At 69.5% G+C, this 22,772-nt stretch carries 19 protein-coding genes and 1 tRNA gene; 6 read left to right on the top strand and 14 right to left on the bottom strand.

What is annotated here, in order from left to right; genetic code table 11:
- Positions 1–65 precede the first annotated feature (65 nt).
- Complete coding sequence (locus SD455_RS06640) at positions 66–671, bottom strand: hypothetical protein (protein ID WP_070158386.1); 606 nt, start codon at positions 669–671, stop codon at positions 66–68.
- A gap of 126 nt (positions 672–797) precedes the next feature.
- On the opposite strand from SD455_RS06640, the gene SD455_RS06635 reads away from it, so the two are divergent.
- Positions 798–1,211 (top strand): hypothetical protein, encoded by a 414-nt coding sequence (locus SD455_RS06635; RefSeq protein WP_070158385.1) that lies wholly within the window; start codon positions 798–800, stop codon positions 1,209–1,211.
- A gap of 78 nt (positions 1,212–1,289) precedes the next feature.
- On the opposite strand, the gene SD455_RS06630 is transcribed toward SD455_RS06635, so the two are convergent.
- A complete protein-coding gene (locus SD455_RS06630; protein ID WP_083277192.1) occupies positions 1,290–2,051 on the bottom strand; it encodes an NADPH-dependent F420 reductase in 762 nt (253 codons plus the stop codon).
- Positions 2,044–2,502: a 23S rRNA (pseudouridine(1915)-N(3))-methyltransferase RlmH gene (locus SD455_RS06625; RefSeq protein ID WP_170922616.1), complete on the bottom strand. Its 459-nt coding sequence runs from the start codon at positions 2,500–2,502 to the stop codon at positions 2,044–2,046. Before SD455_RS06625 ends, SD455_RS06630 begins: the two co-directional genes overlap by 8 nt.
- 495 nt (positions 2,503–2,997) lie before the next feature.
- Between SD455_RS06625 and SD455_RS06620 the strand changes: the two genes are divergently transcribed.
- On the top strand, positions 2,998–3,324 hold the full coding sequence (locus SD455_RS06620; RefSeq protein ID WP_139827659.1) for a hypothetical protein: 327 nt from the start codon (positions 2,998–3,000) through the stop codon (positions 3,322–3,324).
- Positions 3,325–3,578: 254 nt separating this feature from the next.
- Here the strand turns inward: SD455_RS06620 and SD455_RS06615 are convergent.
- Positions 3,579–3,670 (bottom strand) — tRNA-Ser (locus tag SD455_RS06615).
- A 166-nt stretch (positions 3,671–3,836) separates the two neighbouring features.
- Between SD455_RS06615 and SD455_RS06610 the strand changes: the two genes are divergently transcribed.
- Positions 3,837–5,807 (top strand): FAD/NAD(P)-binding protein, encoded by a 1,971-nt coding sequence (locus SD455_RS06610; RefSeq protein ID WP_085437395.1) that lies wholly within the window; start codon positions 3,837–3,839, stop codon positions 5,805–5,807.
- 101 nt (positions 5,808–5,908) lie between these two features.
- Here SD455_RS06610 and SD455_RS06605 read toward each other — a convergent pair whose 3' ends face one another.
- From SD455_RS06605 to SD455_RS06570, 8 genes are all read right to left on the bottom strand, one after another.
- Positions 5,909–7,807: an FAD-binding monooxygenase gene (locus SD455_RS06605; RefSeq protein ID WP_445507595.1), complete on the bottom strand. Its 1,899-nt coding sequence runs from the start codon at positions 7,805–7,807 to the stop codon at positions 5,909–5,911.
- A gap of 2 nt (positions 7,808–7,809) precedes the next feature.
- Positions 7,810–8,601, bottom strand: coding sequence for an HpcH/HpaI aldolase family protein (locus SD455_RS06600; protein WP_445507594.1), 792 nt, complete (start codon positions 8,599–8,601; stop codon positions 7,810–7,812).
- On the bottom strand, positions 8,586–9,386 hold the full coding sequence (locus tag SD455_RS06595; protein ID WP_085437393.1) for a fumarylacetoacetate hydrolase family protein: 801 nt from the start codon (positions 9,384–9,386) through the stop codon (positions 8,586–8,588). Before SD455_RS06595 ends, SD455_RS06600 begins: the two co-directional genes overlap by 16 nt.
- A gap of 11 nt (positions 9,387–9,397) precedes the next feature.
- A complete protein-coding gene (gene hpaD / locus SD455_RS06590) occupies positions 9,398–10,507 on the bottom strand; it encodes a 3,4-dihydroxyphenylacetate 2,3-dioxygenase (RefSeq protein ID WP_344682571.1) in 1,110 nt (369 codons plus the stop codon).
- Positions 10,508–10,558: 51 nt separating this feature from the next.
- Entirely contained in the window at positions 10,559–12,100 is a 1,542-nt protein-coding gene (gene hpaE / locus SD455_RS06585) for a 5-carboxymethyl-2-hydroxymuconate semialdehyde dehydrogenase (protein ID WP_445507593.1), read from the bottom strand.
- 11 nt (positions 12,101–12,111) lie between these two features.
- Positions 12,112–12,798, bottom strand: coding sequence for a GntR family transcriptional regulator (locus tag SD455_RS06580; RefSeq protein ID WP_070158925.1), 687 nt, complete (start codon positions 12,796–12,798; stop codon positions 12,112–12,114).
- Complete coding sequence (locus tag SD455_RS06575) at positions 12,795–14,270, bottom strand: fumarylacetoacetate hydrolase family protein (protein WP_445507608.1); 1,476 nt, start codon at positions 14,268–14,270, stop codon at positions 12,795–12,797. The genes SD455_RS06580 and SD455_RS06575 overlap by 4 nt, the downstream gene beginning before the upstream one ends.
- A 209-nt stretch (positions 14,271–14,479) precedes the next feature.
- Positions 14,480–15,979 (bottom strand): APC family permease, encoded by a 1,500-nt coding sequence (locus SD455_RS06570; RefSeq protein ID WP_085437391.1) that lies wholly within the window; start codon positions 15,977–15,979, stop codon positions 14,480–14,482.
- Positions 15,980–16,238: 259 nt separating this feature from the next.
- On the opposite strand from SD455_RS06570, the gene SD455_RS06565 reads away from it, so the two are divergent.
- On the top strand, positions 16,239–17,225 hold the full coding sequence (locus SD455_RS06565; protein ID WP_070158926.1) for an AraC-like ligand-binding domain-containing protein: 987 nt from the start codon (positions 16,239–16,241) through the stop codon (positions 17,223–17,225).
- Here SD455_RS06565 and SD455_RS06560 read toward each other — a convergent pair.
- Positions 17,149–18,396, bottom strand: coding sequence for a helix-turn-helix transcriptional regulator (locus SD455_RS06560; RefSeq protein ID WP_070158927.1), 1,248 nt, complete (start codon positions 18,394–18,396; stop codon positions 17,149–17,151). The two genes, SD455_RS06565 and SD455_RS06560, sit on opposite strands and share 77 nt — an antisense overlap.
- A 214-nt stretch (positions 18,397–18,610) precedes the next feature.
- Between SD455_RS06560 and SD455_RS06555 the strand changes: the two genes are divergently transcribed.
- Both SD455_RS06555 and SD455_RS06550 read left to right on the top strand, forming a co-directional pair.
- On the top strand, positions 18,611–20,026 hold the full coding sequence (locus SD455_RS06555) for an FAD-binding oxidoreductase (protein WP_085437389.1): 1,416 nt from the start codon (positions 18,611–18,613) through the stop codon (positions 20,024–20,026).
- An 88-nt stretch (positions 20,027–20,114) separates the two neighbouring features.
- Positions 20,115–20,786, top strand: a complete 672-nt coding sequence (locus SD455_RS06550; protein ID WP_070158929.1) for a TetR/AcrR family transcriptional regulator — start codon at positions 20,115–20,117, stop codon at positions 20,784–20,786.
- Here SD455_RS06550 and SD455_RS06545 read toward each other — a convergent pair.
- Positions 20,714–22,705: a primary-amine oxidase gene (locus SD455_RS06545; RefSeq protein WP_445507592.1), complete on the bottom strand. Its 1,992-nt coding sequence runs from the start codon at positions 22,703–22,705 to the stop codon at positions 20,714–20,716. The genes SD455_RS06550 and SD455_RS06545 overlap by 73 nt on opposite strands.
- Positions 22,706–22,772: the final 67 nt, after the last annotated feature.

Here is a 22,772-nt window from a genome sequence, read left to right as displayed (position 1 = left end):
CTGTATCGAGGAGAGCTGACGCGTCCGCGCGGCCTGCTGGTCCCCTACCCCGGGACGGGGAGGGCTCAGGCCTCGAGCGATTCCCAGACGAAGCCGTCCGGGTCCGTGAGCGGGCCGATGCCGCCGACGATCGCCATCCGGTGGGCGCCCGAGCTGGTCGGATCCACGCCGGCCACCTTGGCCACCGTCTTCCTCCTCACCGCGGTGAGGGTCACGGATCCGGTCTCGAACTCCACGTACCGCTTGCCGTAGCTGGTCCCCACGCTCAGCCCCTGTGCGGTGTAGAACGTCCGGGTAGCGGCCACATCGTCGACGCCGAGCTGCAGGATCAGCCGCTCCAGCACACCGGTGGCAGCGCCGGAGTCCTTCTTGGACGAGGAGGCGAATGTGACCGAGGTGCCGTCGGCGCTGCGGACCGCACCGCCATACCCCCACAGGGATCTCGACGCCGGATCCGTGACCGTGGCGCCGGCGGCCTGGGCGGTGTCCATCAGGGCGTCGACGTCGGAAGGGCCGGGGACCACCAGGGAGACGGTGAATCCCCGGAAGCCGTCGGGCTCCGCCTCAGAGGCCCGAACCTGGACTCGGTCGCTGATGCCGAGGGCCTCCCAGAGGCGCTCTGAGGGCGCGGGGTCGGCGGCTTCGATGAGGATATGGGAGATGGTGCTCATGGAGGCCGATGCTACTGCGGGGCAGCGGCCGGAGCGGAGAGCTGCAGGCCGGTCGGGAGTTCGGCGACGCTCCGCCGTCGTCACCCAGGGGTTGCTGCCTGGAGATTCCTGGAGCAGGATCGATCCATGACTGGTGACGTGATCCAGGACGCCCCCTCTCCTGCCTTGCCGACTGATGTCCTCCGCCAGGCGCTGGCCGACAGCCTGCTGGGCAATGCTGCGGCCCTCCGTTCACGCCTGACTCCTGTGGTGGGTTTGAACGTGGTGTTCCCCGTGCAGTGGAGCGTTCAGCGTCAGGAGGCACTGACTGAGCTCGTCGACGATGTCCTGCCATCAGACCAGCCCGGAGTCGCCACGGCGATGGAAGACCGGCTGTTCCTCGCCGTACTCGCAGCGGGAGTCGCTGGTTCCTCAACCATCGTGGTCCAGGTGGTGGGACAGGAGGATCGTACCGAGGTCAGCTGCCATGCCCTCGACGCCCCCGGTGCCAGAGAGGCGCTGCGGGAGGCCCTGGGCCGCATCGAGGCTGTGTCGAGGTGACGGCGGGCGCCGGCGCACCGGCCTCCGTGGGATCTGGGCGCGACTCCAGCGGCGGTCGCACCCTCGCCCCGCAGCATCTCATCGGGCGTAGGGCAGCAGGTCCGCTCGGCGCACGGGCCGGTTGAACACCGGGCCCTCCGGCTCCAGCACCCGTCCGGCGGCCAGCGGTCCGAGGGACACCGGGTCGAAGCCCATGGCGGAGATGAGCGCCATGACCAAGCCCCGGGCGGCGTCGTCGTCTCCGGCCACACCCAGGGCGCGACGCTGGTCGAGGGGCATGTCGCGAGCGGCGGCGTCGTCGAATTCGGTGTGGGCGACGTGGTTGAGCGCCTTGACCACCCGCGCGCCGGAGAAACGTCCGGCGATGGCCAGAGAAGTGGGCAGCTGCTCGTCCACGGCGGCCTGCAGCCAGGGCGGCAGCAGCTCGTCCTGCCACGTGTTGGTCGCATCGATCAGCACGCAGCCGTCCACCAGCGCGGGGTCAAGCTCATCGAGCTCCTCCTGCGGCACCGCGAGGATGACGATGCCGCGCGGATGCTGCCGGGTACGCGCGGGCACCTCCTCAGCATCGACGGCGGTGGCCCCGGGTGCGTAGATCTTCAGGTGGTGGCGCAGCGCCTTCGGCGGCCGCGTGGAACAGATGTCCACCCCGAAGCCTGCGGCGAGCAGCGCCCGGGCGAAGGCGGTGCCCGCCCGGCCCGCGCCGAGGATCCCCACCACCGGGGGAAGCAGGGACTCACCGTCGGGCCCGCGGGCGACGTCGTAGTCCGGGCTGGCATCGGAGGGCCGCTCTGGGTTGTGCTCAGGCGGGGTGGGTTCAGACGGAGTGGGTTCAGACATGGTGGTACGGCCTTCCTCCGGAGATCTCCTGGGCCCGATAGACCTGCTCGGCGAGGACCATCCGAACCAGCTGGTGTGGGAAGACCAGCTTGGAGAGCGACCAGACGAAATCCGCGCGCGCATGCAGCTCATGGTCGACCCCGTAGGCGCCACCGATCACCAGGACCACCGGGTGACCCAGGTCGAACTGGCTCTGCAGATGCTTCGCCAGGGCGGGCGAGTCGATGTTCTTGCCGCGTTCGTCCAGCAGCACCACGTGGTCCTGCGGCTTGATGGTGCCCAGGATGCGCCCGGACTCCTCGGCGCGGGCGGCCTCGCCGTCGCGGGAGGAGTGGGGAAGCAGCTTCCAGCTGAGGTCATAGGGCTTGCGCAGGCGCTGGGTGTACCGCTCGATGCCGTCCACAGCCCACTTCTCATGCTTCTTGCCGATGGCGACCACGCTGATGCTCATGAGCCATGAGCCTATGCGGGGCGCTGGAGGGGCGTCCAGAAGACGACGGATGAGGGGATCCCGCACAGAGAGGACCCCCGGGCTGACCAGCGCTGAGGGGGGACGCTGCAGAAGGCCAACCCGGGGGTCCGAATCACTCGCACCTCCATGAGGTGATCCCTACGCTACGGCCCGTTCTTGAGTACGAGCCTGAGCTGAGCTGGGGATCATCTGGACGTCGGACCTCGTCCCGGCGGTGAGCATGTGCCGTCCCGGGACCGAGGGTTCTGGAAGACTGGCTCACACTGGTCGACTCAACCCACGGAGAGGTCCCCACCGCATGCACTTCGCACCCCTGCCTGACGGCCTCGGGCGCCCGACGAGGCCTCTCATGGATCGGCCGGCCCTGTCCGGCGATGAGGTCGTCGTGGGCCTCGGGGCGGTGTGCGATCTGGAGCGGGTGCCGCGTGTGGGAGATCCTGCGATCCTGCGATCCGCTTCTACGTCGCTGAGTTCGTGGACGTGGATGATGGGCGACGCGTGATGCTGCGGGACCTCGGATTCACGCTCTCGTCCATCAGGTACACCGACGGAAGGGCGCCGGAGGAGGACCCGGCGACAGGGCTGAGCCTCGAGGACGTGATCGACGAAGTACGCGTCACCACGGGCCCCGAGGTGCGAGCCGACGGGACGGTGTCCGACGAGGAACACGACTGGGACGAGCTGGCGATGTTCGTCCGCGACATCGGACTGCCGGTTACGGCAGACAGCCTCAAGGCCTTCGGCTATGCGATCACCGTGACAGGTCGCGTCCGTGAGCTGCTGTCACGGCGAGACGACTGAAGGCGGCCGTGCGCAGAGAAGACCCCCGGGCTGACCAGCGCTGAGGGGGGACGCTGCAGAAGGCCAGCCCGGGGGTCCGAATCACTCGCACCTCCATGAGGCGTTCCCTACGCTACGACCCGTTCTTGAGCGCGAGCCTGAGCTGAGCCGAAGATTCTCTGAACGCGGTCGTCGGAACGTCCAGCGGCGGACGACGCGCGCGGTGCAGACGACGATACCCCGCTCGGATCAGTCCGAGCGGGGCATCTCACATCTGGCGGAGGCGGGGGGATTTGAACCCCCGGTCCGGGTTTAACCGGACCCTTCATTAGCAGTGAAGTCCGTTCGGCCGCTCCGGCACGCCTCCTGTGCGCCTGAGACCCCACGGGGATCGCCCATGCCTCGTCCAGGCGCTGTACCAGGGTAGCGGCAATCCTTGCCGGAGCACAAAAGCGGCATGACGCTCCTGGCTGGGCGGCGCAGTACCCTGGTCAGATCAGCAGTGGGCATCAGCAGACAGGAGGCGGCCGCCGATGAGTGAGGTCCAGGGACAGGCGGCAGCCACCACGGAGCTCGTCATCGCCGTCGTCGGGGCCGGCCCGCGCGGCACCTCGTTCCTGGAGCGCCTGCTGGCCCACCTTGACCACATCCCCGACCCCGTACCGGAACTGCGCATCGTGGTCCTGGACCCCGCTGCGCACGGGCCGGGTCGCGTCTGGGACCCGGACCAGTCGCCTCTCTACCTGATGAACACCCCGGCCAGCTACCCGACCGTGGCACCGGCGGGGGAGACCCAGCAGGGGCTCGCCCCCTCTGAGGTCTCCCAGAGCTTCGCCCAATGGCGCCGGGAACGCTCCGGGGAGACCGGTGACGCCGACTATCCCACCCGCGCCGATTACGGGCAGTACCTCGCCGACCTCCATGAACGGACCATGGGACTGCTGTCTGCCCGCGACGGCGTCACCGTGGAGTCCCGGCGCTCCCAGGTCATAGGGCTGCGCCAGGTGGGCGGGAGCCAGCACGGTGGCGACGACGCCGTCGACCAGCGCTACTGCCTCAGCTGCGACGACGGCACCGAGCTGACGGCGGACGCCGTCGTACTGGCGCTCGGGCATGTGCCGGCGAGACTCTCCGATTCCGCCCAGCACCTCGCCGACGTCGCCGTAGACCTGGGCCTGCACTATTCGCCGCCGGCCATCCCCACCGATGTCGACGTCGACGCGATCCCGGCCGGGGAGGCCGTGCTGGTCCGGGGGATGGGCCTGAACTTCTTCGACCTGATGATCCAGGCCACCGCCGGGCGCGGCGGCCGGTTCCGCCATCTGCCGGACAACCCGCCGGGGCGCCGTCTGGAGTACCACCCCAGCGGGGAGGAGCCCCACCTGATAGCCGGGTCCCGCCGGGGCGCACCCTACCGGGCGAAGACCACCGCCGCCGGGTTCGTCCCGGCAGGCATCCGGCTGGTCCACTTCACGGAGCAGGCCGTCGAGGAGGCGGAACGGCGGCACGATGTGCTGGACTTCGCCGCGCACCTGTGGCCGCTCATCCACCGGGACGTGCTGCGGACCTACTATCGGACGCTGGCCGCCGTGTCCCCGGAGCTGTTCCCGGCGCGGCCGGAGGCGTTCCTGGACGAGTTCGACCGGCTGCTGGAAGACCCCGGAGTCGGCGAACAGGTGCTGGCGGTGCAGGGGCAGCACCTGCTGCACGAGCACGCTCCGGATGTGCTGTGGTTCGACATCAGATCGCTGGGCAGACCTTTCGACGACGTCGTCTTCGACTCCGCCGACCATCACCGAGACCACATGCTCGCCTACCTGGAGGATGACGCGGCGTCCTCTGCCGCCGGCGCGGCGAGCCCGGTGAAGATGGCGATCGGGGCGCTGCACGCGGCCCGGATGGAGCTCAAGGCGCTGATCAGCGACGGGCGTGTGTCCACGGCCAGTCAGGTCGGTGACATCGAGGGCTGGTTCGAGTCTCTGGTGGAGGGCCTGGCCAGTGGCCCGCCGCTGCAGCGCATCGAGGAGCTCGCCGCCCTGACCCGCGCCGGTGTGATCGACTTCCTGGGTCCGGACCCCGTCTACGACGTCGACCGTGAGAGCCGGACCTTCACGGCCGAGTCCCCTTGGGTCGCCGCCGAGCCGTTCCGCGCCCGCTGGCTGATCGAGGCGATGATGCCGGCGAACCGGGTGCAGCTGTCCCGCTCGCCCCTGGTGGCCGGGCTGCTGAAGGACGGTCTTGCCCGTGCCAAGGAGCTGGTCGACGTCTCCGGGACCGCTCGGGCCGGCAAGGGCTTCGACGTCACCGAGACGCCCCACCGCCTCATCGACGCCGCCGGACACCCGCTGGACGGCGTCTACGTGCTGGGGCTGCAGCTGAGCTCCGTGCAATGGGGCACCGCCATCGCCGCCGAATCCGGTGGGGATCCGCGCTCAGGGGCGCGTACCCTGGCCGACGCCGACGCCGCAGCTGGCAGTATCCTGCAGACCGTGCTGGGGCGCTGAACGGCCCCGGCACAGCAGTTGGCTCTGCGGTTCGGGCCCTTATGACGCGATGTTCGTCTTCATAAGGGCCCGAACCGCAGAGCCACTGGGAAAGGCGCCCCTCAGGCGCGTACCCGCGTCCGCGCGTCCAGGGTGTTCTGCGCGAAGAACGCCGCCAGCCCCGCGGTGTCCGTCAGCGGCAGCACATGGGCCACGTACTGGTCGGGCCGGACCACGACGACGGCGCCGTCTCGGGAGATGCCGCGGGTTTCGAAGATGTCCTCGCCCTCCAGCACGGCGAAGACCTTCTCGTACTGCAGCAGCTGGTACGGGCCGACCTCCGGCAGGAAGATCCGTGGGGCGTCGGTGACCTCGAACTCGGTGTGCCGCTGCTGGTAGATGACCTTCACGTCGAACAGCGCATCCAGGTCCGCCCCCTCAGGAGTGCAGCGCACCACCGGGGAGTCCGGCGACTCGGCCAGCCACCGGGCCCAGTCGGTCAGCGCGGAGGGCTGTCCGGCGGCCGGGCGGTCGGCGAAGGCGTAGATCCGCCACCGGCCGTCCGCCTCGGCCTGGTGGCCCAGGTGCAGCGGGTTGGTGTCGCAGACCCGCACCACGCGGGCGGACTTGAACCGCTTGCCCACCGGGAAGCCGGAGGCCAGCTGCTGGTGCTCATCGGTGCCCACGATCATCGAGGGCTCATACTGCGTCATGAACCCGGCCGGGAACTCGGCGGTCTTGACGTAGAAGTCCTCCAGCTCGGAGGGATCGTCGAACTCCTCCGGCTTCTTGGCCATCATCGTGGACCACTCGCGGTCGAAGTCGATGAGGTTCTGCGCGATGACCTGACGCTCCGCGGAGTAGGTGCTCAGCAGCTGCTCCGGGCTCCGCCCGGTGAGCACATGCCCCAGCTTCCACCCGATGTTGAACCCGTCCTGCATGGAGACGTTCATGCCCTGGCCTGCCTTCGCCGAATGCGTGTGGCAGGCGTCGCCGGCGATGAACACCCGCGGGCTGCGGGAGGCGTCGTCGACGTCGTCGAACTTCTCCGTGAGCCGGTGGCCCACCTCGTAGACGCTGTGCCAGGCGACATGCCGGACCTCGAGCGTGTAGGGGTGCAGGATCTCGTTGGCCTTCTGCTCGATCTCCTCCACGGTGGTCTCCCGGATGCGGGCCTTGCGCTCCGGGGTGACCTCTCCGAGGTCCACGTACATGCGGAACAGATGCCCGCCCTCGCGAGGGATCAGCAGGATGCTGCCCCCGGAGTGGGACTGGATCGCGCATTTGAGGCGGATGTCGGGGAAGTCGGTGCGGGCCAGCACGTCCATCACACCCCAGGCGTGGTTCGCCTGGTCGCCGTCGAGGCTGCGGCCGATGGAGGCGCGCACGCGGCTGCGGGCGCCGTCGGCGCCGAGCACGTACTTGGCGCGCACCACCCGCTCCTCGCCCTCGCGGGGGCCGGCCGTGTGCCGGACCCGCACCGCCACCGGGTGGGTCCCGGAGTCCTCCACGGTGAGGTCCAGGAACTCGATCCCGTAGTCGGGCCGCATCCGGGAGGGGGAGCGCTCCATGAACTCGGCGAAGCGGTCCAGGATGCGCGCCTGGTTGACGATCAGGTGCGGGAACTCGCTGACGTCCTGGGGGTCGTCCACCGGCTGGGCGGTGCGCACGATGTGCTCCGGGGTCGCGGTGTCCGGCTTCCAGAACGCCATCTCGGTGATGTGGTACGCCTCGCAGGAGAGCTCCTCGGCGAAGCCGAAGGCCTGGAAGGTCTCCACGCTGCGGGCCTGGATGCCGTCGGCCTGGCCGACCTCCAGCCGCTGCGGCCGGCGTTCGATGATCCGGGTGTGGACGTCGGGGAACCGCGAGAGCTGGGCGGCGGCGATCATGCCGGCCGGTCCGGTGCCCACGATGAGCACGTCCATCTCGTCAGGCAGCTCGTCGGGACGGTCCAGGCCGATCCCCTCCGCGGGGAGGACGCGCGGATCCGTGGACACGTAGCCATGGTGGTGAAACTGCATCGTCATGCTCCTGCGGGTGAGGACGGGATGAACTCGGCGGCGAGACGTTCGACGCCGCGGGCGGCCAGGGAGACGTCGGCGCCCACCAGGATCCAGTCGGCGCCCGCGGCCACGTAGCCCCTGGCGACGTCCGGGTCGAAGGCGTTGACGCCGACCGGCACTCCGGCGGCGCGTCCGGCGGCGAAGGACCGCTCGACGGCGGCGACGACGTCCGGGTGGGTCTGCTGGCCGAGCAGCCCCAGGGAGGCGGACAGATCGGAGGGTCCCAGGAAGATGCCGTCGATGCCGTCCACGCCGGCGATCGTCTCGGCGTTCTCCACGCCCTCGACGGTCTCGATCTGGACGAACACCGAGACATGCTCGGCGCCGCGGGCCAGATACCCGGGAACCCGGCTCCATCGGCCGGAGCGGGCCAGGGCGCTGCCGATCCCGCGGCGGCCCGCCGGCGGGTACTGCGCGGCCGCTGCCACGTCGCGGGCCTCCTGCGCGGTGGAGACCATCGGCACCAGGATGTTCTGCGCTCCCAGGTCCAGCACCTGCTTGATGATCACCGGGTCCGCGGAGGGCACCCGGACGATCGGGGTGACCTCATAGCCGGAGGCGGCATGCAGCTGGGCCAGCACGGACTCCAGCCCGTTGGGGGCGTGCTCCATGTCGATCAGCAGCACGTCGAGCCCGCCGCCGGCCATGACCTCGGCCATGATCGGGGATCCGGAGCAGACCCACCCGCCCATCAGGGGCCGGTCGGCCGCGGCGAGGCGCTCGCGGAGCGTGGGGGTCAGATGAATCGGCATGTCACGGCTCCCAGGTCTCCGTAGTCGCAGTGGACGGTGTCGCCGGGGTGGACCCACATCGGCCGGGTGAAGGACCCGGCCAGGATGATCTCTCCGGCCTCGAGCCGGTCCCCGTGTCCGGCGAGCCGGTCGGCCAGCCAGGCGACCCCGCGGGCGGGGTGGCCCAGCACGGCGGCGGCCACCCCGGACTCCTCGATGGTCTCGTTGCGGTACAGCAGCGCGGAGACCCAGCGGAGGTCGACGTCGTGGGGCCGCACGGGCCGACCGCCGTGGACCATGGCACCCATCGCGGCGTTGTCGCTGATGGTGTCCACGATGGTGCGCCCCTCCATCTCGATGCGGCTGGAGAGGATCTCGACAGCGGGGACCACGTAGTCGGTGGCGTCCAGGACGTCGAAGATCGTGGTCTCACGGCCGGTCAGCCCTGCACCGGCGAGGTCGCGGCCGAGCACGAAGGCGAGCTCCACCTCCACCCTGACCCCGGTGAAGTCCCCGTGCTGAAGCACCGCACCGGTCTCATGGACCATGTCGGCGAAGATCGTGCCGTAGTCGGGTTCGGTGATGCCGGTGGCGGCCTGCATGACCTTGGAGGTCAGGCCGATCTTGCGTCCTGTGGGGCGTCGCCCGGCGGCGATGCCGCGACGCCGCCACTCGTTCTGGACCGCGTAGGAGTCCTCCACGGTCATCTCCGGGTGACGGGCGGTCAGCAGCGGCACCATGGTGCGGTCCCGCTCGGCGTCGGCGAGCTCGTCGGCGATCTGGCCGATCTGTGTCTCGGTGAGCATGGGTTCCTCCCTCAGAGCTGGTGGCCCAGCTTGTACTCGCCCTGTTTCCAGCTGGGCATGGACTCCTCGCCCTCTTCGGCGCGGGTGTAGGAGAACCCATCGGCGCCGATGGTGACCTCCATCTCGGAGTCGTCGGTGCGCTCGGTGGTGGGCACCGGACGGCCCTCGAGGTCGAGGACGGTGGAGGCATCGGTGTACCAGGAGGGGACCACCGGGTTGCCCCACCAGTCGCGGCGCTGGTTGTCGTGGACGTCCCAGGTCACACGCGGGTTGTCCGGGTCGCCGGTGTAGTAGTCCTGGGTGTAGACCTCGATGCGGTGCCCGTCGGGGTCGCGCAGGTACAGGTAGAACGCGTTGGAGACGCCGTGCCGGCCGGGGCCGCGCTCGATGTGGTCGGAGAGCCGCAGCGCACCCAGCTTGTCGCAGATGGCCAGGATGTTGTGCTTCTCATGGGTGGCGAAGGCGACGTGGTGCATCCGCGGGCCCGCCCCGCCGGTCATGGCGGTGTCGTGCACCGTGGGCTTGCGGCGCATCCAGGCGGCGTAGGTGGTGCCGGCGTCGTCCTGGATGTCCTCGGTGACGCGGAAGCCCAGGGTCTCCATGTAGCCCACGGCCCGCGGCACATCCGGGGTGACCTGGTTGAAATGGTCGATGCGGACCAGCGCTCCGGGGGAGTAGAGGTCGTAGCGCCAGGCGAGCCGCTCCACATGCTCCACCTCATGGAAGAACTCGTAGGGGAAGCCCAGCGGGTCCTGCACCCTGACCGAGTCGCCCAGCCCCTTCACGAAGCCCTCGGGGTTCCTCTTCACCGGGCAGCCCAGCTCCCGGTAGAAGGCCTCGGCGCGGTCCAGGTCCTCCGGGCTGCGCACCCGGTAGGAGAAGGCGGCGACGGCGGCCTCGTCTCCCTTCCGGAGGATCAGGTTGTGGTGGATGAACTCCTCCATGGAGCGCAGGTAGATGGCGTCCTCGTCCTCCTCGGTGACCACCAGGTCCAGCACGTCCACGTAGAAGTCACGCGAGCGCTGCAGATCGGTGACCACCAGCTCCATGGAGGCGCACCGCAGGATGTCCGGCGGCGGAGTGGAGGGCGTCGGGAGGGGGTTCGGGTTCGTGTCTGTCATGCTGAGCGTCCTTGCTGCTGATGAGGGTGAGAGGGGATGGGCAGGGTGGGGTCAGTCGGCCTTGCCGAAGACCGGGTTGTGGACCTCACCGAGGTTGATGTGGACCGCCTGCTGGTCCGTGTAGAAGTCCAGGGAGCGGTACCCGCCCTCGTGGCCGAGCCCGGAGGCCTTGACCCCGCCGAAGGGGGTGCGCAGGTCTCGGACGTTGTTGGAGTTCAGCCACACCATGCCGGCCTCCACGGCCTGGGCGATGTTGTGGGACCGCTTGAGGTCGTTGGTCCAGATGTAGGCGGCCAGCCCGTAGCGGGTGTCATTGGCCAGAGCGAGCGCCTCCTCCTCCGTGTCGAAGGGGGTGATGGCGACGACCGGACCGAAGATCTCCTCCTGGAAGATCCGCGCGGTGGGCGGCACGTCGGCGAAGACGGTGGGGGCGACGAAGTTCCCGGTCTCGAAGCCCTCGGGGCGATCGCCGCCGGCCACCAGGCGTCCCTCGGTCTTGCCCAGCTCCACGTAGCTCATGACCTTCTCGTAGTGCTCCGGGTGCACCAGGGCGCCCACCTCGGTGGTCTTCTGGTGCGGCAGCCCGACCTTCACCCGCTTCGCCTGGGCGGCGTAGCGCTCCACGAACTCGTCGTAGACCTCCCGCTGGACGAGGATCCGCGAACCGGCGGTGCAGCGCTCCCCGTTGAGGGAGAACACCCCGAAGATGGTGGCGTTGACAGCGGCCTCCAGGTCGGCGTCGGCGAAGACGATCGCCGGGGACTTCCCTCCCAGCTCCATGGACAGGCCCTTCAGGTACGGGGCCGCGTTGGCGAAGATCAGCTGACCGGTGGCGGACTCGCCGGTGAAGGAGATCAGCGGGACCTCCGGGTGCTTGACGAGGGCGTCGCCGGCCTGCTCACCGAAGCCGTTGACCAGGTTGAACACGCCCTGCGGCAGCCCGGCCTCCTCGAAGATGCCGGCCCACAGGCCGGCGGAGAGCGGGGTGAACTCCGCCGGCTTGAGCACCACCGTGTTACCGGCCGCGATGGCCGGGGCGAGCTTCCAGCTCTCCAGCATGAACGGGGTGTTCCAGGGGGTGATGAGACCGGCGACGCCGATGGGCTTGCGGTTCACATAGTTCACCTGCCGGCCGGGCACCTTGTAGACGTCGTCGGCCTGCGCGACGATCAGGTCCGCGAAGAACCGGAAGTTCTCGGCGGCCCGGCGGGCCTGACCGAGAGCCTGGGTGATCGGCAGGCCGGAGTCGAAGGACTCCAGCTCGGCGAGCCGATCTCCGCGGGTCTCCACCAGGTCCGCGATGCGGTGCAGCACCCGGGAGCGCTCGCGGGGGAGCATGCGCGGCCAGGGCCCTTCGGTGAAGGCGCGCCGTGCGGCGGCCACGGCATGGTCGACGTCGGCGGCCTTGCCGGAGGCGGCCTGGATGTAGGTCTCGTTGGTGACCGGGTCGAGCACGTCGAAGGTGTCGCCGTCGGCGGAGTCCACGAACTGGCCGTCGATGTAGTGCTGGATGCTCTGCGGCAGATCCTCCGGCAGGCGGTGGGCGTCGGCGTCGGTGCCGGGGGTCGAGGTCTGGGTCTCGAGGGAGTTCATCGGGCGTCCTCTCACTGCGGGGTGTCAGGGGTCAGGTTCTGCTCGTGGCTGCGGTAGGCCTCCACGGTGCGCCATTTGTGGCGGCGGACCGCCATCTCGATCTCCACCGGGTCTGCCTGGGCCCGGATCAGCGCCAGGATCTCCTCGTGCTCGGCCACGGAGAGCGGGGCCCGTTCCGGCACGAAGCTGAAGGTGGAGCTGCGCAGCCCGGAGAGTCGGTTCCAGCCGCGGTCCACCAGATCGGCGATGTGCGGGTTCGGGCAGCGGTGCACCAGGGCGCGGTGGAACTTCTCGTTCAGCGCGGTGAACACGGTGGGCTCGAAGTGGTCCAGCAGCGCGCGCATCTGCTCGTTGATGGACTCGGCCCGGGCGATGTCAGCCTCGGTCAGGCGTCCGAGGGACAGCGAGGTGGCCGCGCCCTCGAGCACGCCGAGGGTCTGCATGGTGTCGATGTACTCGCTCTGGTCCACCATGGCCACCCGGGCGCCGATGTTGCGTTCGAACTCGACGAGTCCCTCGGCCTCCAGGCGCCGCACAGCCTCCCGGACCGGGACCGTGCTGACGCCGAGCTCCTTGGCGATGGTGCCCAGCACCAGGCGGTAGCCCGGGTTGAAGTCCCGGGCGATGATGCGCTCCCGGATCCAGCGGTAGGTCTTCTCCGACTTGGAGGCCTGCTCGTCGATGCGCAGGGTGCTCATGCCTGGTCCTGCGTCACGGTCGCCCCGCCGGCCGTCTCGGCCTCGTAGCGGGCCCGCCACTGCGCGTTCATGGGGAACAGGCCGTCCACCGGGTGGCCGGAGGTGACCTGCTCGGCGACCCAAGCGTCTTCGGCCTCCTTGGCCAGGGCGGCGTCGGCGACCTCCTCGGCGATCTCCGGGGGCAGGACGACGACGCCGTCGTCGTCGCCGACGATGACATCACCGGGCTGGACGGCGGCCCCGCCGCAGGCGATGGTGACGTCCACGTCCCAGGGGACATGTCGGCGCCCGAGCACGGCGGGGTGGGGCCCCTGGCAGAACACGGGGAGGTCGATCTCGGCGACGGTCGCGTGGTCCCGGACCCCGCCGTCGGTGACGACACCGGCGGCACCGCGGGCCTGGGCGCGCAGAGCGAGGATGTCGCCCAGGGTGCCTGAGCCGGTCTCCCCGCGGGCCTCGATGACGATCACCTCACCGGCGCCGACGTCGTCGAAGACGCGTTTCTGCGCGTTGTAGCCGCCGCCGTGGCTGCGGAACAGGTCTTCGCGTGCCGGGATGAAGCGCAGAGTGCGTGCAGTGCCGACCATCTTCCGTCCCGCACGGGTGGGGCGCAGACCGTCGATGGTGACGGTGTTGTAGCCGCGGCGGCGCATCTCCTGGGTCAGGCCCGCCACCGGAGCAGACTCCAGCTTCTCCCGCAGGGCCTCAGCGACCCCGGTGGTGTGCTCCGGCAGCCCGGCAGCCTGGCGCGATCCCCAGGCCTCCTCGCGCTGGAGGTCGTCCACGCGCGGCAGGCTCCCGAGGTCGGGATCGAAGTCTCCGGGCCCTTTGACGATCGGGGTGCGCAGTCGGCCGCTGGAGCGCGGGGCCTGCTCGGGGTCTCCCACGACGTCGACCTCCACCTCGACGACGTCGCCGGGCTGAGCCACCGAGGCGCCGGCGGGGGTGCCGGTGAGGATGATGTCTCCGGGCTCCAAGGTCAGATGCTGGGAGAGGTCCGCCACGAGCTGGGGGAGGGGGAAGATCATGCCGGCCGACGTGTCCTCTTGGACGAGGTGGCCGTTCTTCCAGGTGCGGATGCGCAGGGCGGAGGGGTCGACGTCGGCGGCGGGGATCAGCTGCGGGGCGAGCGGGGTGTAGCCGTCCCGCCCCTTGTTGCGGACGTTGGAGCCTTTGTCGTTGCCGCGCAGGTCATACAGGCCGAGGTCGTCGGCGGCGGTGATCCAACCGACATGCGCCCACGCCTCATCCCGGGCGAGGCGGCGGGCGCGGCGCCCGATGACCAGGGCGATCTCCCCCTCGAAGCCCAGCAGCTCCGTACCGGCCGGGCGCTCGACGGCGGCCTCGGTCGGCGCCAGTGAGCTGGCCGGCTTGAAGAAGTAGGACGGGGCCGCGGGGCGGCGTCCGCGCTGCTCGGCCCGAGAGGCGTAGCTGATGTGGACGGCGATGACCTTGCCCGCGTGGACCCTCATGAGGTCCTGCGAGGTGCTGGGGGTGTCCAGGTCGCTGGAGGTGTCCAAAGAAGCTCCTTCGCTCCGTACATGGGCCGTGCGTGGCGGCGTCGTCGGGTCTGCGCCGGGCACTGAATGCCGACATCAGATCATATCGAGGATCGTATATTATCCGTGTCCTGCGACACAAGAGGTCTGTGCTGGCGGTCAGGGCGGGGCGGGAGGAGGCGTCAGCCGATGTTCGCCTGCCGCGCATGCTCGTAGATCTCCGGCCGGCGTCGCTGCAGATACGAGGCCCAGGCGAGGCCGATCGCCCCGGAGGCGACGATGGTGCCCGGGATGACGATCACCAGGGCGGAGAAGCCGTCGGCCTCGATCATGGTGTCGAAGTTGGCCATGATGAGCAGCGCGATGATGCCGAAACCGATCGCGGCGACCAGCGGCGCCACCCTGCGCACGAAGAACGGGTGCTGGTCGGGGTCCTCGCCGAGGCGACGCATGATCGCCACGGAGGTCACGCACAGCAGGATCACCATGCCGAACCCTGCGGCGTTGGTCAGCCAGGGGAACATCGTCAGTACCGGATACAGGGCTCCGAGGTCCGAGCCGGCCCCGGCCACGGTGAAGAGGAGGATGAAGAGCAGGCCCAGCGAAGACTGTGTCAGCGACCCGGCCACGGGAGCGCCGTTGCGGGGTCCGGTCCTCCCCAGCGCCTGGGGGAGGACTCGGGCTCGGCCCATGGAGAAGAAGTATCGGGCCGCGGCGTTGTGGAAGGCGATCATGGCAGCCAGGATGCTGGTCAGGAAGAGCAGGGCCGCCATGTTCGAGGCCATCGCCGGCACATGCTGGCCCAGGAAGACGAACATCAGGTCCGGCCCCCACCGCTGCGACTGCTCCACCATCTGCGAGGTTCCGACGCCCAGTGAGAACGCCCAGGCCGAGAAGGCGTAGAACGCCGCGATGATGCCGACGGCGATGTAGGTCGCCGTGGCGACGGAGCGCCGAGGGTCCTTGGCCTCCTCGGAGTAGATGGCGCCAGACTCGAAGCCCATGAAGGCGGCGATGCCGAAGGCCAACAGCGCCCCGAAGCTCCCGGTCAGCCAGTGCTCCGGGAGGAAAGCCTCCGCGCTGATGCCTTCAGGTGCCACGGAGAAGGAGAGTGCGCTGACGGCGATGACGATGACGAATTCGAGCGCCACGATCACGGCGAGCACCTTGGCGTTGAGGTCCACCGTGTTGACTCCCAGCGCGCCGACGATCAGCCATCCCGCCAGGGCGCACAGCCACCAGGGGGCCTCGAGCCCGGTGAGCTCTCCCAGGACGGAGGATGCAGTGAATCCGAAGACCCCGTAGAGGCCGATCTGCATGGCGTTGTAGGTCACCAGTGCGAGGAAGGAGGTGCCGATGCCCGCCCGGATGCCGAGCCCCGCGGCCACATAGGCGTAGAAGGCTCCCGCATTCTGGATCAGCGCGCTCATCCTGCCGTAGCCGATGGCGAAGAAGATCAGGACGAGGCCCAGCAGGAGATAGCCGACCGGCACGCCGAGCTCTCCGGTGACCGCGAAGCTGGTGGTGGCTCCCCCGGCCAGGACGGTCAGCGGTGCGGAAGCGGCGATGATCAGGAAGACCAGGGCTGGGACGCCGAGCGTCCGCCGGGCGAGGGCTGTCTCCTCAGGGGTGCGGACGTCGTCGGGGGTGGGCGTCGGGGCGGTGGGGGAGTGTCTGCTCATGATGTGCTCCGTGCGGTCTTGGGGTGGATGGCCTCAGTCTCCGCCTCATGGTGGGGCGCGTCTTGTGTCAGCGTGCACACACGTTGTCCTGGTCCGTGCGGTGGGCGGTGCCGGGAGCGGTGCGCTGAACCTTGCCATCGGATATGAGCGGTGTCACACTTCTGGAGACGTCGTCGTCAGGACGCGGGCACCTTCTGCCATCGTTATTGAGCAATCGCTCAAGAATCAGAGGTGTTCCGCAGATGTCCCAGGAGGGGCCATGAATCAGCAGTGTGACAACGGAGCAGTCCTGGACCTGCCCCGGTCCGGCCTCGATCTGCCCTCCTGGCGGGCCGCCATCGGATCCTCGGTGGTGCCCCTGGACATCCAGGCCGAAGGTGGCATTCCCTTCCGTGGCCACCTGCGCAGCTCCACCGTGGACGACGTCGGGCTCTTCCAGCTGGTCACCACGCCGCACCGCGTGACCCGAACCCCCGGGCTGATCTCCGCCGACGACGCCCGGTTCTACAAGATCAGCCTGCAGCTGGCCGGGCGCGGCATCCTGGAGCAGGACGGGCGTCGGGCGAGCCTCGGGCCGGGCGACCTCGCCATCTATGACACGCACAGGCCCTACCGGCTGCATTTCGCGGAGCCGAGCCAGGCGATGGTGATGATCTTCCCCCAGGAGATGGTCGACCTCGCGCCGGAGGAGGTCGCCCAGGTCACGGCGAGCTGCTTTCCCCAGGATCGCGGGTTCGGGCGCATGATCAACCCGTTCTTCATGGAGCTGGGGCGGGATCTCGACCAGCTCTCCAGCACCTACTCGGCGCGTCTGGTGCATCTGGCGCTGGACCTGATGGTCACCATGCTCTCCCAGGAGCTGGATGAGCGTCACGCCGCTGAGGCGTCCTCGTCCCGGCATCTGGGCCGTGAGATCAGGGAGCACATCCTGCGGCATCTGGGCGACGAGGACCTGTCACCGGCCTCGATCGCCGCAGCCCATTACATCTCGGTGCGTCACCTGTACACCATCTTCTCCGCGGAGGGTCAGACCGTCTCCGCCTGGATCCGCTCACGGCGACTGGAGCACATCCGGCGGGATCTCGCCGACCCGCTGCTGGCTGATCGCCCGATCTCAGCCGTGGCCGGGCGATGGGGGCTCCATGACGCTGCCCACTTCTCCCGAGTGTTCAAGGCAGAGTTCGGCGAGTCGCCCAGCGCCTACCGCCGGCGGCATCAGGCGCCCGCCCTGTCTCTGGCGGGATGATCGCCCGGCCCGACGCGGCGGCCGGCGCGGTGCACGCTCTGCAGTGCGTGACCTGCGTCATCGGGCGCGCGTGCCGATGGAACAGCATGCTCATCAGCTCGCCGCGTGAGGTGGTGCAGGTCTTGGCCAGGGTCGACTTGATGTGGTCGCGCACCGTGTGCTCGGAGATGAAGAGTCGGGTCGCGATGTCCGCGGTGCGCCGCCCCTGGGAGAGTTCGGCGAGCACCTCCTGCTCCCGCGCCGTGAGCCCATAGGCGGAGACCACCATCGGCATGACATCCGTGGGGCGAGACGGCTCGATGACCAGGACGATTCCGGAGAGGCTCCCGTCGCTGGCCAGCGTGCAGTCTCCCGTGATCGTCAGCCAGCGTCCGGACCGACCATGCAGCCGCGTCATCGGGGCCAGGCCGCCGTCCGCGTCCTCCGCCCGGGCCCGGGCCCGGGTGGCGACCATATAGGCCTCGCCCGGCAGCACCGTGTGCTGACCCGCACGGATGGGATGAGCCCACAGGTCACCGAGCCACTGCACGGCAGACTCCGTCATGGACACGACCTGCCCGAGCGGATCGAGGGAGACGACGCCTGCGACCCAGCCCTCGGCCTCGGCACGCACCGACGAGACCGTGCACCGCTGGAATCCGGCGGCGATCAGCGGACGGACCTGGTCCAGCCACGCCAGGGCTCCGTCGTCGAAATCCTCCTCACGGTCTTCTCGGAGGAAACTGCCCATGCCCCAGCATGCCCCGTTGATCGAGAAGGTCGTCCGCAGTTCGGGGCCGAATCCCGAGGGCCGGTACAGGCGCTCGTGCCGAGGGCTCAGCTGCGGATGGCCCTGGGTGACGCGGTGCAACGTCGAGGCGGCTGCCCCGGTGCGATGCAGATCGGCGAACTTGTTGAAGTCCTGCTCGAGGAACTCGTTGTGCATCCACGGTGCGCACATCTCCTCCGGGAGGTCCTCGATCACGGCAGCAGTGGAGAACAGGAGCGTGTCAGGGTCAGTGGCGCTGAGCACCATCCCGGACATCCCCAGGGCGTCGTGGAGCGGTTCGCGCAGCCCCTCCACGAGCTCGGCAGTGCTCCCGGCATCGGTGCAGACCTCGGCGACGCGTCCGGCGGCGCCGCTCCTGCTCCGTCGGCGCCGGATCACCGGAGGCGAGCCTGAAGGCACCATGACCCTGATGCTCGTCCCACCCGGGGACAGAGTCAACGGTTGCGGGTCCCCCTGTCCAAGATCCCCCAGGTGAGGGGGAGTCGGACCGGAAGATGCCCCGGCCGGGGGATGGTGAGCGGAGCCTCCGCGCAGGACGCTGGAGACCCGCGGAGGACTGCCGAAGGACCCAGGCGCCCGATGAACGGCCTCGGCGGAGATCCTCAAGGAGACGATCATGTCCATCCAGACCTCCCTCCCGGGCGTCGACGCCCTCCGCACGGCATGCACCGGGGCCGTTCTCCTCCCTCACGACCCGCCGTACTCCGGCGCCTGTGCCGGATGGAACCTGGCGTGGACCCAGCGTCCGGGGATCGCCGTGGCGGCCTCCACCGTCGACGACGTCGTCCACGCCGTCCGTTTCGCCGAGACTCACGGGTTGGCCGTCTCGGTGCAGAACACCGGCCACGGAGTGACGATCCCGGCCGATGACGAGACGCTGCTCATCCTGACGCGCGGGCTGGACGGCGTGGCCATCGATGTCGAGTCCCAGCAGGCCACACTCGGTGGAGGCACGACGTGGACGCCCGTTCTGGAGGCCGCACAGCGGTACGGCCTCGCGCCGCTGCTCGGCTCGGCTCCGCATGTCGGCACCGTCGGATTCAGTCTTGGGGGAGGCTTCGGCTGGCTCGCGCGGAAGTACGGGCTCGCCGTCGACGCCGTCCGCTCCCTGACCGTCGTGGTCGCCGGGGGACGGCTCGTGACGACCTCGCCCTCTGCCGAGCCTGACCTGTTCTGGGCGCTGTGCGGTACCGCAGGCAGCGGGCTCGGCGTCGTCGTGGAGATGACGGTGGACCTGGTGCCGGTCGACATGGTCTACGCCGGGAACCTGTTCTACCCCGTGGAGGACGCGGAGCAGGTCTTCGACCGCTATGTGGACTGGTCCGAGGGCTGCCCGGAGGAGCTCACCAGCGCGTTCAACATCACGGCGTTCCCGCCGCTGGAGATCGTCCCGGAGCCCCTGCGAGGGAAGACCTTCGTGCTCGTCCGCGGCTGCTTCGCCGGCACGGAGGAAGCGGGGCCCAGCGAGGGACGACGGCTCGTCGACCGATGGCGCGCCTGGCGCAGACCCCTGATGGACACGTGGGCCAGCATCCCGTTCTCCCGGGCGGCCGAGATCTCCATGGATCCGGTGGATCCCCTGCCGGCGGCCAGCAGCGGCCGGTGGCTCGACCGACTGGACCGAGGGGTCTTCGAGGCGATGCGTGACGCCGTCGTCGCGGGCGGCGCGGCGTCCCCCGTCCTGTTCGCCGAGACCCGTCACGCAGGAGGTGCCATCAGCCGGCGTCGACCGGAGGTCAGCTTCGCCGCACGAGAGGGTGGTCGGATGCTCGAACTCGTCGGACTGATCACCAGCCCGGAGTCTGACACCGAGCTCGCACGGCGCTTCTCCGAGACCTGGCGGCGGGTGGACTCCCGGCTTGCGGCGCTGCCGGGCTATCTGAACTTCGTCGAGGGACACGAGAAGATCCAGATCGCCCGGCAGGCCTTCGACGCCGGCACGGCGAAGCGGCTCCGCGCGGTCAAAGACCGGTACGACCCGCAGGACGTGTTCCGCCGGGGGATTCCGCTCGGCGGGCCGCCCCTCGCCTGAGGGCCGGAGGAGGTGTGGGGTCGACGCGTGACGGGTGGTCCGGGCGTCGTCCCCGTCCCGGATGGTCCGATGCGGCAGAATCAGCCCCATGCCGAAGAAGGTCGACCGCCGCGCACGCCGAGAAGAGATCGTCCGCACCTACCTGAAGATCGCCGCCCGGGACGGCATGGAGGCCGCCACCACGCGGGCCCTGGCCGCCGAGCTCGGCGTCGCCGTCGGGTCCCTGTGGCACTACTTCTCCGGCTTCGACGAGGTGCTCTCCCAGGCCTTCGAGATGATCTTCCAGCGCACCGACGCACGCATCGCCCGGCGGGTGGACGACTCCGCCGGGCTGGACGCGCTGCGCGCCATGCTCGAAGAGGTCCTGCCGATCGGCGGCGTCCCCCGCGATGAGGCCTATGTGGTGGTCAGCTTCTGGGGGCGCGTCGCGGCGAACCCCAGTGTGGGCAGCCTGCAGGTCGCGGTCGAGCACCAATGGCGCCGGCAGATGGCCGGATACCTCAGGGAGGCGGTCGATGCGGAGGAGCTGCACCCGGAGGCGCCGGTGGAGGACATCGCCGATGCGCTGCTGTACCTGGTCACCGCCTCACAGTTCGAACGAGTGCTCGGCACGCGCCTGGGCCAAGAGGCCAGGCTCTGGCAGATCGTGCGCCACCACCTGGCCCCCTGGATGACCGAGCAGGCGGCTCAGCAGTGGCAGCCGCCGTCGTCCTGGGGTGATGCGCCGGAGGGGGAGGCTTCCGGCGCGCCCGAGGCCTGACAGTGCCCACCGGACTCCGGCGGGACGTCCAGGGTGGGGTTGCGGTCGAAGAACCCGTTCGGCGTCATGCGGAATCCCGCGTAGTCCACCGGCATGATCGGCCAGTCCTCGGTGCGGGGGAAATGGGTGAGGCCGAAGGTGTGCCAGAGCACCACGTCCTCCCCGTCGAGTGCTCGGTCCTGCGCCGCATACCGGGGGAGGCCGTCGTCGCCGGGGTTGAGGTTGACGAGCCGGCCGGCGGGGTACAGCTCCTCGGCGTCGTACCGGGTCACCCACAGGTGATGCGCGGCGAAGGCCGCGCGACGCCGGATCGGGGAATCGTCGGCCGCCAGCAGCGTGGGTGAATCCTCCGCGTGGAGCACGTAGGCGGTCGGCTGCCCCAGGCGGTTGGTGCCCTCGGTGCTGCTGATGCGCCAGAGGCGACCTGAGGAGCCGTCCGCATCGCGGATCGCCTGCTGTTCGGAGGGGAGTCGGGTGATCGTGCGGTTGAACGCGTTGCCCCACGGATTGCTCTGCGAGGTGGGCTCGCGGACGACGTCGATCTCGTCCACCGCGTTCGCGGTGCCGTCGACCATCATGTCCATCCGCGCGCAGAACAGGTGCTGGTGGATCGGGGCGCCGAGCCCCGGGGCGATCTCGGTGGAGTACGGGTAGTCGCCGCCGGGGTGGGCGTTGGTGAATACGATGCCGGTCGCTTTGGACTCCAGCTCGATCTTCCCGTCCAGGTACAGGTGCCAGTAGAAGCCGTAGTCGTAGTTGCCCACGGTGACGAAGAAGGAGATGACCAGGCGCCGCTGGCGGCGGACCTCCGAGCTGCCGGAGAAGTCGTCGGTGTGCTTCCACAGGATGCCGTAGTCCTCCTCGTGGAGGCAGATGGCGTTCGGCAACGTCTGCGGGCGCCCGAAGTCATCGGCGACGACGGCGTCCACATAGGTGATCTCCCCCTTGCAGTCGCAGCCCAGCTCCAAAGCGTTGGCGAGCCGTCCGAACTGGAACTCGCCGACGTCGTAGTAGTTCTGCCAGGCGTTGGTGGGGGAGGGGTCCCCGTAGTTGACCACCATCTCCGCCACGGAGCCGCGGTACATGATGGGGCGTCGGCGGCCCTGGTCGGAGAAGGTGAGCTGATGCAGGGTCAGGCCCTCCCGGCCGTTGAACCCCAAGCGGACGCTCCAGTTCTCCCACTCCAGCACGCCGTCGTCCAGTGTGAAGCTGACTCCCTCGGGCTGGGTGATGGAGATGGGCTTCAGTGAGGTGCGGAGCTCGCCGCGCACGGCCGGGTCCAGGTAGTCGCCGGACTCTTCCGGCACGTGGGTCACCTCGGTCTCCACGACGCGCAGGACCTTCCGGTCGGTCATGTCGATGTGGGCGACCACGCCGCCGATCGGGTGGGCCCAGATGGAGTCGGTCGGGTAGTCCTGCCGGAAGGAGAGCGCGCGCAGGATGCGGTGGCCGCGCTCATCCTCGTAGCCGAAGACGCCGGCGGAGAGGCCGATGACGACCACTTTCTCGAGGTCGGTCACGCCACGGTGCTCCAAGGCCTCGACGTAGCGCGCGTCGGATTTGAGGACGTCGTCGACCCCGAAGAGCTCCTCCATGAAGATCGGGCCGGTGCCCTGCTCTGCGACGTCGACCGGCTGGTCGGAGACGATGGTGTCGCCGTCCAGGTCGACGATGACGTCACGGACCGCGTTGGTGGCCAGGTCGGTGACGACGAGCGAGGCCTGGCGGGGGAGCCGCTGGTCCGGCGTCCAGGCCAGGACCTTCTGCTTCTCCGGCTCACGCAGCATCAGGTAGCTCACCCGCGCGGAATCAGGCAGCAGGCCATGGTGCTCCAACACGGCGCGGATCCGGGAGATCTCCTCGGCGGAGAGAGGGGTCAGCGGGTGGGCGGCGGCATCGCCCGAGGTCTTGTCAGTCATCGAACTCCTCCTTATAGTTGAGCGCACGCTCAAAATAAATATGGCACAGTTCACAGCATTCAGGGAA

This window comes from Nesterenkonia sp. K-15-9-6 (assembly GCF_052656005.1).
Note: the sequence above shows the minus strand (reverse complement) of the source record. Positions and strands in the feature narration are given on the sequence as shown.